The 14,986-nt window shown below is 53.5% G+C and carries 9 protein-coding genes; 2 read left to right on the top strand and 7 right to left on the bottom strand.

Features of this window, described 5'->3' with window-relative positions; translation table 11 throughout:
* Positions 1-156 precede the first annotated feature (156 nt).
* The 7 genes from FLM21_RS06190 to FLM21_RS06220 all read right to left on the bottom strand — a co-directional run bounded on the left by FLM21_RS06190 (position 157) and on the right by FLM21_RS06220 (position 12,089).
* Complete coding sequence (locus FLM21_RS06190; RefSeq protein ID WP_148714729.1) at positions 157-2,532, bottom strand: UvrD-helicase domain-containing protein; 2,376 nt, start codon at positions 2,530-2,532, stop codon at positions 157-159.
* A gap of 49 nt (positions 2,533-2,581) precedes the next feature.
* Entirely contained in the window at positions 2,582-2,926 is a 345-nt protein-coding gene (locus FLM21_RS06195) for a hypothetical protein (protein WP_148714730.1), read from the bottom strand.
* A gap of 396 nt (positions 2,927-3,322) precedes the next feature.
* Positions 3,323-4,321: a hypothetical protein gene (locus tag FLM21_RS06200; RefSeq protein ID WP_148714731.1), complete on the bottom strand. Its 999-nt coding sequence runs from the start codon at positions 4,319-4,321 to the stop codon at positions 3,323-3,325.
* On the bottom strand, positions 4,321-8,718 hold the full coding sequence (locus FLM21_RS06205; RefSeq protein ID WP_148714732.1) for a coiled-coil domain-containing protein: 4,398 nt from the start codon (positions 8,716-8,718) through the stop codon (positions 4,321-4,323). The genes FLM21_RS06200 and FLM21_RS06205 overlap by 1 nt, the downstream gene beginning before the upstream one ends.
* Position 8,719: 1 nt before the next feature.
* Positions 8,720-9,457, bottom strand: coding sequence for a hypothetical protein (locus tag FLM21_RS06210; RefSeq protein WP_148714733.1), 738 nt, complete (start codon positions 9,455-9,457; stop codon positions 8,720-8,722).
* On the bottom strand, positions 9,454-10,938 hold the full coding sequence (locus tag FLM21_RS06215; RefSeq protein ID WP_222846786.1) for a hypothetical protein: 1,485 nt from the start codon (positions 10,936-10,938) through the stop codon (positions 9,454-9,456). The genes FLM21_RS06210 and FLM21_RS06215 overlap by 4 nt, the downstream gene beginning before the upstream one ends.
* A 557-nt stretch (positions 10,939-11,495) precedes the next feature.
* Positions 11,496-12,089, bottom strand: coding sequence for an Nmad2 family putative nucleotide modification protein (locus tag FLM21_RS06220; RefSeq protein ID WP_148714734.1), 594 nt, complete (start codon positions 12,087-12,089; stop codon positions 11,496-11,498).
* Positions 12,090-13,877: 1,788 nt separating this feature from the next.
* Between FLM21_RS06220 and FLM21_RS06225 the strand changes: the two genes are divergently transcribed.
* Positions 13,878-14,252 (top strand): hypothetical protein, encoded by a 375-nt coding sequence (locus FLM21_RS06225; protein ID WP_148714735.1) that lies wholly within the window; start codon positions 13,878-13,880, stop codon positions 14,250-14,252.
* A gap of 16 nt (positions 14,253-14,268) precedes the next feature.
* On the top strand, positions 14,269-14,583 hold the full coding sequence (locus tag FLM21_RS06230; protein ID WP_148714736.1) for a hypothetical protein: 315 nt from the start codon (positions 14,269-14,271) through the stop codon (positions 14,581-14,583).
* Positions 14,584-14,986: the final 403 nt, after the last annotated feature.

A 14,986-nucleotide genomic window follows, 5' to 3' on the forward strand; every position in this document is an offset into this window, starting at 1 on the left:
GGAAGGGATTGGACTCTAAAGCTGCGTGCTACTCAAACTTGGGGGGACGTCGCAGCAGCTCTGTCCGCGCCAAGTCAGCCCAATCAAAGGGCTGGAATGCTTATAGGAGCGGAAATAACAGCAGTCAAAGTGTGCGGCCTAGTACATTTATGCTCTCTAGGCCGTGACCTCTGCAGGGTCTGTGAGTGATGGTAAAATCTTCCGAATATGAGAGATTGCTGTTTCGGCTGTCATCACTTGGCGTGTTCTTCCATCTGCAGGGACGAGCTCAAGAACATTGCTTGACTGTGGGGTTCCATACCAAATACAAAACTTTTTGGCTCGAGTTGCTGCAACATACGCTACGCGAAATGCTTCATCACGTTGCGCTTCGTCAAACGATTGTGGGAAGTTTGCCGCGCGGTATAACGAATTTTTTAGATTGTTTGTACCGAATGCGACGGGGGCTCCGAAGAGAACGACGTAATCTGCCTCTAATCCCTTGCTTTGGTGGAATGTAGTTACAGTAAACCGCGGATCTTGAATGTCTTCAAATAGCTTGACATCCTCTTTCGTTCGGGCGAGCAAATATACTTCTTCATTTTCTCCGGCTAGCTCCAAGATGCTGCACAATCCTTTCTGAATGTCGGAGAGCTTGTAATCTTCTACTGCGATGATGCTATATGGTAAATCTTTAACAGCAAGCCTGCTAGCGATTCCTTTCTTATGGCTTCGATTTTGCACTTGATTAATAAATGATTCTCCACAATCAATAATTAATTGAGAAGACCGAAAGTTCTCCTGCATCAACATCGGTTCTTTTTCTGATCCGGGAAAATCTTGTGCAAAATTTGTCAGTAAAAAATGTGGTGAACTTCCACGCCATCCATAAATTGATTGCCAATCGTCCCCAACACACATCAATGACGGTTGCTGTGTATGCCCCGATTTTTGTTCTAACTCTGTGTGCATCCCTAGGACGAAATTTACTACAAGTGGAGAAATATCCTGGAATTCATCAATCATCAAGTGTTTTACGCCCATGAGAGCGGGTAAGCCAACTTGCCTTAAAGTGTCGCTATTTTTGCCTAACATTGCGAATATTTGGTTGAACGAAACCATGTTTTTTCGCTTTAGTGTTGAGTAAAATTCAGTATAAAAAATGGAAACTGCCTCGATTGCAGCTTTTTCCGATATAGAGAGGGTGTATGAGGAAAGGTTTGCAGATAAATTAGCTGGATTAAGGCCGAGGTTTTCAGTGAACATGCCAAAAGCATATAGGCACGAAAATGCGGGGCTGGATTTTTCGCCGGGGAGAATCAATTCAACTGCAGGGGCTGATAAAAGAGTGCCGATGCTTGCCAATTCCAATTGACGGCGGAAGTGCGCAGCATCTTGTTTGCTTTTAATGTACCTTATCGGCTTGTCGCAACCGGCTAGCAATACGATTTTTTTATCATTCACCGCATAGCTTGGGCTTATCTTGCATTTTCCTTTTGATATTTCATTTTTTGTAATGCCATCGTAGCGACCGAGAACGACATACAAATTTAATGAGGGGACATAACCATTTGCATGTAATTTATGGTCTCCAACCATAAGTGGATATCTCGACCCATCTGACTGCAGCGTTTGAACGCCGTCTATTGGCCAGCTGCCTTGTTCTTTCCAGCGGCTTTCTAGATGCTCACAAAGAAAAATATCCTTCCGTTCCATCTTGTCCAGATGAGATGCTTTTTCGTTGTATTTCTCATCCTTCATGTGAACGGGACTTCGAAATGACTGCTCATAAAGAGTGGCAATCGCTTGCCTAAATGTGTCACTTGTTTGATAGCAATGTGCGTATACTTCTTTTAAAATTTCAGCTTGTTCAGGGCTTTCCTTTAGTTCCACGAACCCCTCAATGTTGTTTGCTTCTTCTTCTGCATCTGACAAGGGGGCTGTAAAATATTCCTCATCATGAGATTTCTTATGGGGCGTGAAGTTTTTTTTCTTCTTGCCAAGAAATTCAAATATTAACGCGTCTTCGGGAAGTGTGCTTGAGGCAACTTGTAGGGCTTTTGAGTGGAAGGTCCGAACTATTTTTTCTGCTTCTTTCGTAGAAAGAGGCACTTGCCAATGTTGGGCATCTTTTACGAGTTTTTTAACGAAGTCGGCTCGGGATTTTCGAGTGAACGTAAAGACGGCCATGTTGGCAAAAGGAATGCCAAGAACCTTTCTCATAAAAAGAAGGCGGCTGACCAAAGTGGTCGATTTGCCGGAGCCAGCGCCAGCTAGAATAGATATGGCAGCGGCTTCATTAAATACAACTTTTTGTTGTGCTGGGGTTGGCCCCATTCGTTTTGAACCTTCTCCTTTAAATAAATAGATGCTGGCTTTGTTGATATGTTCGTTCGTAACTGAAAAGGCTTTCGTTTCATACAGTTTTCGAGTGGGAAGGGCTGGATGGCCAGCAGGAACGGATTCACCACCTGGCGCTGATGACGGTTTGGAAACTAGGTTCTTTAATACGCCGATCCATTTGAGCAACCGTTTCCAAATTTCCTTCAACATCGATTATAACTCCGAGAAAACACGGCCGCTTCTCGCGGCCGTGCTAGGGTTAATAGAGTTTCCATGTTGGCCTTGGCGGTTTAGAATCGCCGTTGCCGAATTCAAAAAAAAGGATGACCAAATCTTCGTGGGGTGTAGAGATTTCAGCCTGAAGTCTTAAGCGAAGATACATTTTAACTTGTGTCGAAAGCGAGCTGCCCTCGTTAGAATGGCCTTCAGGTTCAGCAAGCATGTGCCAGTCTAGCTTGTTCAGTGCATCCCAGTACAGAGGAAGCGGCTGCAAAATTACGCAGTACCGTAAGGCCTTTGAGCAGGTAAAGAGCGTCGTTAATGCGGCCACAAGCATGCGAGGGGTACATTTTAACCAATGCAACAGCGAGTGTTCGTGCAACATGATTTTTCCTCAGGATCGTTGTTCCTGAAGACGTATAGTGCGAAAGGCGGCTAATGAGGGCGGTTGGAACGGTCGTTTTCAGATTCTTCGAAAAATTAGTACTCTGATGCAAAGCAACTTCTAGCGCTCCCGTGCATCGAGCCTAGTTAGGCGCAGAACAACGATTGTGCTGTTCGACTCCTACCGGTGGCTAGCCAGATAGCCAAAGGTCGATTGATGACGGTGTTGATTGGAGAATCGAATGCATCAACACACTCGTACGCGCTTCATCATCTTTAATTGCGGTCAGATGCACCTGCTCCGCTTCAGCGACCAGAAGAAGCTTTCATCGTGGTGCGAGCGCCGCGCCCCCAGCTGGCAGGATTTTAATGCCCTGAAAGTTTGCAGCGCGTTTTGTCACTGAAAGCTGAGCAACTGCTCGAATCCCAGTGCCTCTTGCGGAAACCACCGCCCGGCCCTCCACACGTCTGCCACTATCGTGCCCAACTCGATCCCCAACCAATCGACTGCGTCCTGGCAATCGGCGTTTTGGCATTCATGCTTCTCTCTGTGAACGCCAGACCCAAGCAGCCACTTGTACCACTCTAGGGCTGGTGCAACTCTCGGCTCACCAGGGCCGGAGACACGGTTGAAGGCAAGCGGAATGCCGATACCCTTGGGGTCCAAATCCCCGAGGTACTGTGCGCCAACACCTCCAACCTCACGGAGCACTTGCCCCAGCGCAGCACCTGTGCTGCGAAAAGCCTCCCCGGCGCCGTACACCACCGCAGAGTAGCGCAGCGCACGTTGATTCCACTCACCAAAGCTCCAGTAGCTGTTGTGATTTTCAACAACCAGCACTGGTTTGCCGGGGGCTGGCGCGATGCGATAAGGCAAAGGCAGCGGCACAACGAACGCGCCTAAGGTGCCTAACTCTAGGCGCCTCGAGAACAGCGAATTGCCGGACCGCATTGCATCGAGCCGCTTTTCGTCGCCAAAAATTTCGAGCGAACGCTCTTTAATTGGAACGACGGTTAAGCCTCCACGGCGGCGCAGCAGGAAGTCGTTGATGGCTTTGGCCGCTACAAGCTGTGGTGATTTAAGCTCCGGCCAAAAGCCGAGCTCCGGAACCCAAGGAACTTTCGAGAAGTCGTCCTGAGGAGCCTCGACGCGCTCACGTACCAGCGCGACCCAAAGGGGCAACGCTGGTCGACCTATTTTCTCCCAGCTGGCACGGGCAGGCAGCGAGATAGCGCCTGAAGCAGCAAGCTCTTGCAGCACCTGCAGCAGACGTGCTCCACGCTCTGGGTGATTTCGGAGCTCAGGGTGTAGCTCGAAGTACAGCTGCTTCACCTGTGCAAGCTCGACGCGCTTGCGTGGGGACAGCGCAAGCCTGGCGGCGAACTCTACAGACATCAGGCTACCTCGGCGCTAGAAGTCACCTGATCGTTGAGACGATATCGGACCGTCTCTAAGTGCCACCGGCCTGTCTTGCTGTTCTGCCCGGCCCGTCGCAGCCGCACGAATGCGGAGAACTCAGCCAGCGCGTTGTAGTCCTGAATCGCCGTCGCGAATATCAACTGCACGCCCATCGCCTGGGCCAGCAGGCGCTGTGCTTTCCACATCGTTGGCGATGTCGCCTTGGCAAACGGATTGTCCAAGATGAGTGGACCTCCGGCGATTTTCTGAAGCTTAGCTTGTGTCTCGGCCCGCAACTGAGTGATGACGACGTAGAGAAATAGCGCCATTACCACGCCTTCGCCGCCAGAGTTTGAAATCTTCTCAACTGGGAGGTATTGCTGGCTCTCGTCAATGACCATGCGTAGCACCTGCAGGCCTAGAGGGCGGCCGCCATGGATGCGGAGCACCGACTCAGCGACTAAGTCCGAGCCCTTTGCAGGAACGACGTTGGCCTGGATGAGGCTGTCGAGGTAATGTGTGATTGCCTGACGCCGTGTTTCTAAGTTGATAGCGCTGAAGTTGGCGCGCATCTTCAGTACTGCCTTGCCAGCGACGTACGGTGCCGTGGCTGGGACGCGTTTGTCCATCGCCGCACTAAGCAGGCTCAAAGCGACGCGTGAGAGGTTGGCCATCTCGGTGACGCATGCCTCGAAGTCGGCCTGCATTTTGTCCAAGTTGTCCTTGGTGGTGCTGATGCGGTCGTCGAGACCTTCCAATAGTCTGCCTGCATCGCTGCACGCAGCTTTGAACTCGTTCGCCAGCATTGCCGCGGCCAGCTCAGGCTCAACCTTCTGAAGCTCTTTCTCCGCTGCGGCCGTCTTAACCGTGTCGAACTGTTCTCGAGCCTTGTCTTGCGCCTTGTCACTGGCCTTCGCCTTCTCACCATGCGCGCGAACGATGCGCGTCACCTGTTCGCTTACATCATCCTCCAGTACCAGCTCTGGCAGCTCGTTAAGTGCCATCGGCGGCTGACCTAGCATGTGGGCGAGTTCAAGGTTGAGCAACTCTAAGTTCGGCTGAACCTCCAATTTCATGGCGCTCGTGGTAACTTCAGCGAGTTGAGCGTCCAAGGCCGCGGCGTCGCCGAGACGCTTTGCCCTGTCGCGAGCCTGGTCTGCTTCACCTAACGCCTCCATCTGGCGCTTTCCAGCCGCTTCGCTTAGGGCGGAGGCTTCGTCGCGCCGTCCTTCGAGTGCTGCATCATCTAGGGCCTCTATATCTGGAGTTGCTGCAGGGATGTCCCGGTTCTTCCGGTGCCATTCAGTGGACGCTGTCTGCGCTCCACCGCTTGCTGCCGCAGCAGAGACGTGTTCCTCCATGGCTTGTGTATGTTTTGCCTCAAGGCCAGGAAGCATTGCGCTGTGATCCATTCCATCGTAGGGCTCGACATGAGAGCGCATGATGGTGGGGTAGTCGCGTGTGTACTCCTCCCTTTTCTGGTCTCGTCGCTTGCGCGCCTCGGACATTTGGACGGCTAGGACGCCAAGCCGGTCCTGTTCGTTCGTTTTGTAGAGCGTGAGGGTGTCTGAGTAGGTGCCACGCAGCTCTTCGAGGGTCTGTGGGTTTGCCCTCAACAGCTGGTTGGCGTTGAGCGCTTTGTCATAGAACTCGATACGGGCACGCTCCATTGCTAAGTCCTGAGCGCTGCTCTCAATGCGGACGGAGAGCTTGTTCTGTTCGAACGTCTCTGTCTCAAGCCGCTCGATTTCCCGCTGGGTGGCTTCCCGGCGAATTTCGATATCCTCCAGGCTTATCTCGAGCTCGGTGATGCGCTCAAGGCGCTGCTCTCGGCTAGCTTCGTATTGCTCAATGAAGTGCTGCAGTGCCTGCGCGTGAATGCGTGCGTCGCGTGCGTGACGGTCGCGTTGTGCCGCGGCCTCACGGCTTTCGCCCGCCGCAACAGCTTCCGCAGCCGCTTTGGTATGAGCACCCTCTTTGTGATCTTGAGTGAGCTGTCGCTCGGCCTGTAGCTGGTCCCGACGGATGACAGCCTGCGCTAACTGTCCTTCACCAAATCGCTTGACGTATGCCCGGAGAGTCTCGAGTGCCGCAAGTGCGCCGGTCTGACGCTGGTAGTAGTCCCCGCGTCGTCGTTCTTCCTGGCGAATACTCTCCGCCAGTGTGCCCGCAAGTGCTTCAGCGGCGACTCGGTTGTAGGCCGCGTCGCTGTCGGTTGGCGCGACGAGTCGGGTGGCCGCTTCTGCGCTGGGCTCGAGGGCCAGAGGCGAAATGACGACGGGACGGGAGAGCTTCTGACCCTTCCAATTGACCGCGCGCGCCTTGTCCATCTCGCTCTGGGCCAGCGAAACGCCAAGAAAGCGTGCGGGGTCGCTGAGCACCAGGGCGCGCGAACGCTCTGCATCTGGAAGCGCGTCAGCAAGATATTCGTTGTATGGTCGGACTGAGCGGATGCCGGCTTCGCGCAGCTTCGAAACAACAAGGGCCACATCTGGGTTGTTCCCCGCGACGCCGGTCTCTTCGATTGAGCGCATCGTCGCTTTAAGCTCGGCAAGTCGCACGTCTACAAGAGACACCTCCAACGCGGAAGCTGTGATCACGCGTTGGAGAACTGCCGGGAGGGCCGGGGAGTCGGGGTCTGCCGTGTCAGATTCAACCGCCTGTAGAATGGCGGGAAGCTGTGAGAGCCGCTCGCGTTCGGCGGTGCCTTCCCCGATGAAGTCGGTAGCCGCGTGAATCTCGGCGTCCAGGCGGCCGAGTTCGTTGCCGAGGCGCACTTCCTCCATACGCCAGTGTTGCTCAAGCAGCTCGTGTTGGCTGGTCTCGAGCTTGTGGGCCTCTTCCTCCCGACGCATTTGCTGTTCCGTCGCGTTCCAGCGAGTCAGCGCATTCTCGGCCGGCTCGTCGTCGCTGCATAGGAGCCCTGATGCCATCATGCGGTCGCGCTCGAAGGCCCAAGTCTTCTCCTCCTGAGAAAGTTTGGCTCGCTCATCGCCTAGAGGCCATCGGCGCTTTTCGTCTTCTCCAAGTGCGGTGCGGTACGCTTTCACTTGGTCGCCTCGCTCTTCGGACTCCTTCTCAATCTTGCGCTGCTTCTCGCGAAACACCTGTTCGTGCTGGTACAGCGCGGCACGGAGTAGCGCCCCTCGCATGTCGAGACGGTCTTTGAACGGCTTTAGGCCTTCTTGTGCAAGCTCAGCTTGAGCCTCTAGCTCGCTCAGACGAAGCTCCTCGGCTTTGACCTCGGTCAGCAATCGTGCCGCCTTCACGTGGGTGATGCGGTCTTGTGCAGCTTTCAATGCCTGAGCCGCTTGACCCACTCGCACTTCTGCGGCCCGAACGGCTCGTACGTGCAGGAGCGATGTCATGCTGGAAGCTTGCCGTGAAGAGCTGAGGACCTCGGCTGCAGCGACTGCAGCCACCGACCTCTGAGTATCCTCGTATTCCTTCTCCTGCTTCTGTTTGTCGCGTCGGGTGGCAGAGCGCTCTTGCAATCCGAGGCTGAGTCTCGCGCCGGCGAAGATGACGTTGGTCTCGTCACCCAGCGCAAGACGGTAGTTGTGAGCCAACTGCTCGAAGGCGTGAAGCACAACCCGAAACTTTGTCAGCTCGTTGAGCTGGGCTTGGTAGAACGGCTTACGACGAAGTTTGTCGCAGGCGATAGCCACCGCTTCCCGGACAGCACCAGCCCGTTGGGCATCTAGCGTCAGGTGGAAAAACTTTTGGAGGAATGCTGCTTCGCTATTGAAGTTGAGGAAGCCGGTGTCGATCCCGCCCTCTTGCACCGAGAAGTTGACCTGCATCTGCAGCATTTCAAGATCGATGAGCCGCTCTTCGCGAAGGTGACGCTGCCAGTCGGCCTGCTTGCGGGTCACATAGACATCGGGGTGCCGTTTCTGCTCGTCGTGAACCCAGTTCGAGAACTCGGCCAGGGATACAGACGGCTTGGTGCCGAGCTTGGGCGCCGGCACAGCCTCCAGGCTCAATGGTCCCATCGCTTCGAAACTGAAGAAGATTCGGTCGCTCTCTGGGGCGTCATTTCCTGCCTTGATGGACACGACCTGACCCATGACAAGGCGGTAGGGCTGGCCGCCCCCCGTACGCGAAGGCATCTCCCACTCGATGAGGATGAAGCCGGGTAGGCCGTCCTGAGCAAAGTACTGTGAGAAGTGGTTATTTTTGTTCTGTAGATGCTTTAGGAAGCGGTCTTGGCTCGTGTCAAAGCACGAGAAGATCAGGCTGAGCAGCGAGGTCTTACCGCCGCCGTTCTCGAGGTTGATGATGGTGTCCGTAGGTAGATACGTATCCGGGTCTGTGAGGTCCAGTAGAAGCCCGTCGTACCAAGCCATCGAGTAGCCACAGTTGCCGAGGTAGATACGCGAAATCCGCTGCATGTCAGGCCTCCGCCATCGATGACGTTCGGATAGCCTCCTGAGCGATGTCGAACAGTCGACGCAGCGCAAGCTCTCGAAGCTGAATACGCAGCCGGTGCGTCGGAGTGTAGGTCACCGACGCGTCATCCTCCGCGTCCCGGTCCAGCCGGACTAAGCCGTTTGCTTGCATGTGTCCTAGCGCGATCTTCACGATGCCTACTAGCGAGTTGGGCGACGCACGTTGTCCCGCTGGCAGAACCAGCGGCATTGCTGAAATGGCCTCCCAGCCAGGAGCCAGTTCAGAGGGAACATCGGCCGGCAGGGCCGAGGACTCCTTCAGGCGTCGAGCCAAGGCATAGAGTGCGTCTCGGCAGTTTGATACTGATGACGGAGGCGGCGTGTAGTCGTCGTCATCCAAACCGTCGGTGGTTGGATAAAAAACGGCAGCGATGGCGACGTGTGCGAGTAGTAGGCTTGCCTTCTGGCCAGCATCCATGTTGTTCCGGATATCCGTCATGCGAAGGGCGAACCGGCTCTCTCGGGAGGAGGGTACAACGATGAGCCCACGCTCGCTGACATCAAGTATTAGGAGTTCCATGCCCGTAGCTACGTCCTGAACCTGGCTCGCGAACTCTGGATTGGCACGGAAATGCCCGAGCAACTCTCGATACTCTGCGTCGTTCACTGGTGACAGCGTGGTGTGCAGCGCTTTGTAGACGAGGCGTGCGGCATGCCTAACGCCAAACTGGATGTCCGTCACGGATGCACTCCTTTGGGTGTGAAGCTTAAATTTGTTCCGCGCGCAACGTCGGCGACGAACTCTTCTAGTGCCTCGGCTCGCATGTTCTTGAAGTCAGATTCGGAGTGCGCATATGCGCGGAACAAGGTAAGGACCAGACAGCGACGCATTGTCCAATCGAATCCGGCCTCCTCTGCCTGATACAGCAACTCATCGAGGCGCCATGACTGACCTAGCGAGAACTTACCTCCCAGCCACGCGGCGGCCTGCTTGATGACGGCTTCGTCGAACTGCAAGGGTGGAGGCTCGTACGGCTTGATTTCGCCATCATCCTCTTCGGATTCCTTGTCTTCTGCACGCTGTTCCAGCAGGAGCGAGAACAATGAGTTGAGGTCATAGACGCGAGGCTGGGTCGGCGGATACATCGCGCTGAGCATATGCTCGGCGTGCTTGACCAGATAGGGGATCGGAAGCTCGATGAGCTGCGGAAGCAGCCGCGACTCAAGGTCGGGTAACCCGGTGGCCCGCCGCGCTCGGAATACTGCACGCTGCGATTCGAGGAAGCGGTCGTTGGCGCCACTGATGTCGCCGACCAGTTGAGTGCGCAGCATGCTGGCACCCTGGAGCGTTTTGAGCAGCAAGGCGAGATTGGTCCTCGCCCGCGGCTCTTCAGCCTGTCGGAGTGCTTCTAAGACGGACTCCTCCATCCATTGGTCCTCAGCTTGACGCTGTCGAACGTGATCGCGCGCGCGGTCTAGGCCAGGCCCCATGTCGCGGGTCCAGTTCACCGTGCCAGGTGCGCGGTATGCTTGGTGCAGCTTGTCGCGAATGAGCTGACGGTACTCGATGGAGAGCGTCCGAGCCCGTTTGGCGATTTCCAAGGCGGCATCGAACCTGCCTCGTTGCACGAGTAGGTCAAGCATCTTTTCCATCAGTTCTTGGGCGTCTTCCGGGGCAAGGTCCAGCATGCCGAGGTAGACCAGATAGCCTTCAGGGGTTGGCTTGTACCGGTAGATATCTTCAAGGTCCGGTACATAAGTTACAAGTCTGAACCGCACCATACGCGGCCCTTTATAGGCCGCCTCGAAATGCTCGAACGCGAATTCCTTGTATTGGTTGGACTTGTTGTCGAGAGCTGCCAACACGGTTTCGGCAACCTTCAGAAGCTCAGCCTTGTTCAACGCGGGCTTCATAATCGCAGCCACACCGGCGATATGCGTCAAGACCTCGTCGCTCGTGCAGCCGGTAGACACTGTCGTGCCTTCCATCATCTGGTCGAGTGCCGATAGAGCAAGGTAGTGGGTGTCAATACCCAAGAAGAGCGAACCATCCTCACCTATCCGTTGCTTGCTGAGTTCCAGCGCAAAGAGTGGACGTAGTAGCAATAGGTTGCGCTGCTGTCGGGAAAGGTCGAGCAGTCCTAGCGTAGGCGCAACGTAGGCCATATCCGATGCAACTTCCGTCTCGACGTCCAATTTATGCGTCACCGAGGCGAAGAGCATATCCACCAGCTGCCAAGCTGTAGGTCAATAACGAGCACGGAATATACACAGTAGGCGAACCTGATGAGCAGTAGTTGGAAATGTATATATAAATATTATTATGCTATTCGCGGCATAGATGCCGGGCGGTAATTGCAGAAAATCTGCTTTGCATCAAACTCACAGGGGCTCAATTTCGTAATAAGCCCAAGGGCGGGTTCGTGGATGAGCAGCCCGCCTCGTTCTACTCTGCGGATCGAGAATCGGATGATCCAGGTCTGAGGGGTCGTAAACTATCCAATGCCAATATCCAAACCCAGATTTAACATTGAGTTTGTAATTTACTGCCACCAACGCCAATGCTGCTGGTCCTGCAGACCAGCTGTTAAATGCAACTTCTTCTTTCAACCGAAAACCTAACTGTGCAAGTACTTCTTTTATGTCATCGGGGCTCGTACGGAAACTTCGTGCTGTTTCCTCCAGCCCGAGAAGCGCTAGAACTTTTTTCCTGCGTGCTCCCGTGATGGAGCAAATGCATGCGACTCCACAATCGGTTCCTTTTTCCTGTCTAACGTGCTTTATTTTTCGCAAATAACCCCCTCGCAAATTTCGTTGCATATTGATGAGCAATTTGGCGCATCAAATTTCGACTGGGTTGAGTGAAGCGGGGAGCATGGCTCTCCATGCTTGCCCAGTTTGAAGTTTTCTTCGAACCAGTTGGTTAGCGATTCAACAAGAATCGGCGGCAGATCACTCCTGAAGCCTGAATATCGCTTGAATAAGCGATTCGGTGAAAACGTCGCAGGGAGGGTGGCGCCCTCAATTGCACTCCTACCAAAATAGAAGAAATGGTGTGAAACCAAAGCAAACAAATTCCCGCTGCATAGGTCTATATGGTCGATTCGCCCTGAGAAACGGGAATCCTCAAGAAATTCATGGAAATGCAGTTTTTCATCAACACGCATTAGGTAAATGATTTTCCGATTTCCTGCACTTTGCGCGCTCCCGCCACCTGAGCCAAGAATCCAATCCCCTACCTGTGCGAACTCAACGATGTTACGTCGTCCCTTCTCTCCACCAAACTTGCAATGAACAAGGGTGCAAACGCCGTTGCTTGGGTTAGGAGCGAACCCGTTGTCATGATCCACGACATATGAGAATAGTTTGGTCACCGCTTGGAGCCTGTGCAAGACGAGCCGAGTACGCTCATCGGGTTTATTTCAAACGATGTCCGAGGTTGTGCAGTTGGCTTAAACGTAGCTCTCCGCCCTCATAATTATGAGTTGCAAGGCTAGTGCTGCTTGCCCATCATTTAGCGGCAGATAATCCTCCTCCAAAGGGTCTGGTTCGGAAGAGTCATCTTGGCTGCGCACCCATTTCGCAGTATCAAAACCCGATGGGTCGACGATTCAAGTACGAGCAGTCCAGCCTTATCGATGAGGTACGCAAAGCCTAGCAATGCCCGTTTGCGACTCGTTCAAATGGTCTTCTCGGAAGCTTAGCCGATGAGCACATCGTGGGCGAGATTATTAAGCGAGCCGCATACTAGCTTAGGAGTTCCCTATTTCGCGTGCTCTAGAGGAACTGACGCCCAGCCTTAGTTGCGCTGACCCGCTCAAATCAAAGCACTCGCGATCACCTAGACCTTGCCCCACCAGTCGATGCTGTCTTGTGCATGCGTGGACGGGCATCGCTTCAGGTCATCTTCGCGAATTAGTATGGAGAAGGTAGTCGCTCCGGCCGCGCTTGCGGCCCTTGGCAGCTCAGCTCGCCCGCATCGCGCCGAGCCACTTTCCCTCCCCGTTTGTCAGAATAACTACCTACTCACGAAAATCCGCTCGTCGTTTCAGCGGACACCCAACGTCGAGAAGCGACGCTGTATCTATGTGTGTGCAGCGTGCAAGCAGCTTCTTTGCTTCGCGATGGATAGCTGCAAACACTAGCCTCCAGTGGTTATCCCTGCTTCCTAGCTCTGCGCCTCGGACAGCGTATCCAGCACATCGCATCTGCCGAGGTGGCAATCTGCTGATCGTTGTCCATACTTATGCGTATGGCATGTGTCAGAAATGTGCGTGCTCTGATACACATTCAAACTAGCAGCTCACACATAGCACAACGACCCGGAATATCCAGAGAGGGAACGCAACGCATGGCTGGCGAGCGCCTCGGCACGATCAATACCTCCGCCGCCTCGGGCGCGTTGCATTTGGCACGTTTGTCCCAGCGAGTTCAGCAAATTGGTTTTGCCCTTGAGACGACCGCGTGGGCGGGATGGAAGGGAAGTTATGCAATGCGCTGCCCAGCGGGGCATCACTTCAAGGCCTCCGCGACGCTGTTGTTACACCGGCCTATCCATTGCCCCTGTTGTGAGGCTGGATCGTTTATTCAACGCCTGCAGCTGCTCGCAGCACAAAAGAGTGGCAAGTACCTAGGGCCTTGCACGCACGATCCTCATCAACATCGCTTTGAATGTGCCGAGGGTCATACTTGGCAATTGGTCGCACAACGCGCGTTAGCGGGAGTGTGGTGCGCGAAATGCGCTTACCGCCCGGAGCAGAAAGCCAGTCTGTATGTAAAGGGCTTGCGGCGCCTGCAGTTGTTTGCGGAGCACCGCAGGGGAGTTTGCTTGGCAACGGAGTACACCCGCGCTCGTTCCACCTATTCGTTCAAGTGTGCACGAGGGCATGTTTGGGAAGCATCTGGGCAGGCGGTGCTTGCTAAAGGGGAGTGGTGTCCTGAATGCGAAGGCTTGGTGGGGAGCGCCTGCGAATGAGGTGGGAGAGGGGCGAGAGATAGCGAAGGACTGTGTTTGATGGGAGCAGTCTTTAACAAGGTAGGAAAGCGTGTGGAGTGTGAGGAGGGCCGGTGACAGGGGATGGAATATGAATATACGGACCCGGCCGCAAGGAAGTTGTTGGAAATTATGTGGCTACGATGAATTTTGGGTGCCCACATTATTGATGGATGTACCGGCCGCTGGGCCAGTCTATTACCTGTTAGGGGTAGTAATGAGCACAGAATTAGCCATCATAATAAGCACTTTAATCTATAAGCTTGCTTCTCTGGGTATTGGCCTAATTTTCTGCATATTGGGCTACAAGCTTTTTACGCTAGGAATCTGGGGAAGGGCTGGGAATTTTGAAACAAACTTACGAGACATAAAAATTGTTCTTAAAAGCGCTGCCCCCGGAACATTTTTTGCTGTTTTAGGTGCCTTCATCGTTCTATACACAATAAGCCAAGGACTTAACTACAACTGGATCGATGGAAATCAGGACAAATCTATAAACACAGAAAAAAAATTAGAACAAATAGACAAACCTAAATTACCGTAAAAGAGGAAATAAATTTATGAGCAGTCGTTTTTTAATTTTTTTACTATTGGCGCTTGCTTCGAGCTTTAGCTCGGCAGACCTTAGCAATCCTAAGTATTTATTAGCCAAAAATTATTACTCATCAGGAAAATGGCAGGAAGCAATAAATGCTCTGTCTGAATACAAAGAGGTAGATGGTGAGTTTTTGTCAAAGAATAAAAATACATTGGATGCCATTGATATGGTCATTGGGTACTGTAATTCCAAGCTACCAAAGAAACCGTGCAAAGGTGTTTGTTTTAATGTTGGCGCGGTAACAACAGGAGAAGGCGAACCTCCAAAACTACCTTAACAAGTCGCTCAAGCACCGCGCACTTCGTGTGCTGGACAGTTTTTAAGTCGCAGTTTTGTGGTTTTGCTGCGCATAAAGTGTTCCACAAAACCGCAACTTAAAAACTGCCGCTTAGCTCGGCGTTGGGCGTCAAGAATGGCGCAGTTCTCGATCTATCTTCAACGATCCATCAACGGTTGATTTCGTCAAAGAGGGACTTCGATTTGGCATGCTTGAGCGGTTCTGGTACAAGCACATAGCCTCCGCTTGGGAGCGGGAGTTTCGACTAGCAATATCTCTCCGCGGAGCGGAGGAATTTGTAGTTTCAGTGCCGGCGAACGGCATCAATGTTGATTTCGATGTGGCGCGACTCATAGAGTGCATCTTCATTGGTCCGTCATTGTCGAAGCTGGACACAGATGCT

It is taken from the genome of Chitinolyticbacter meiyuanensis (genome assembly GCF_008033135.1).
Classification (GTDB): Bacteria; Pseudomonadota; Gammaproteobacteria; order Burkholderiales; family Chitinibacteraceae; genus Chitinolyticbacter; species Chitinolyticbacter meiyuanensis.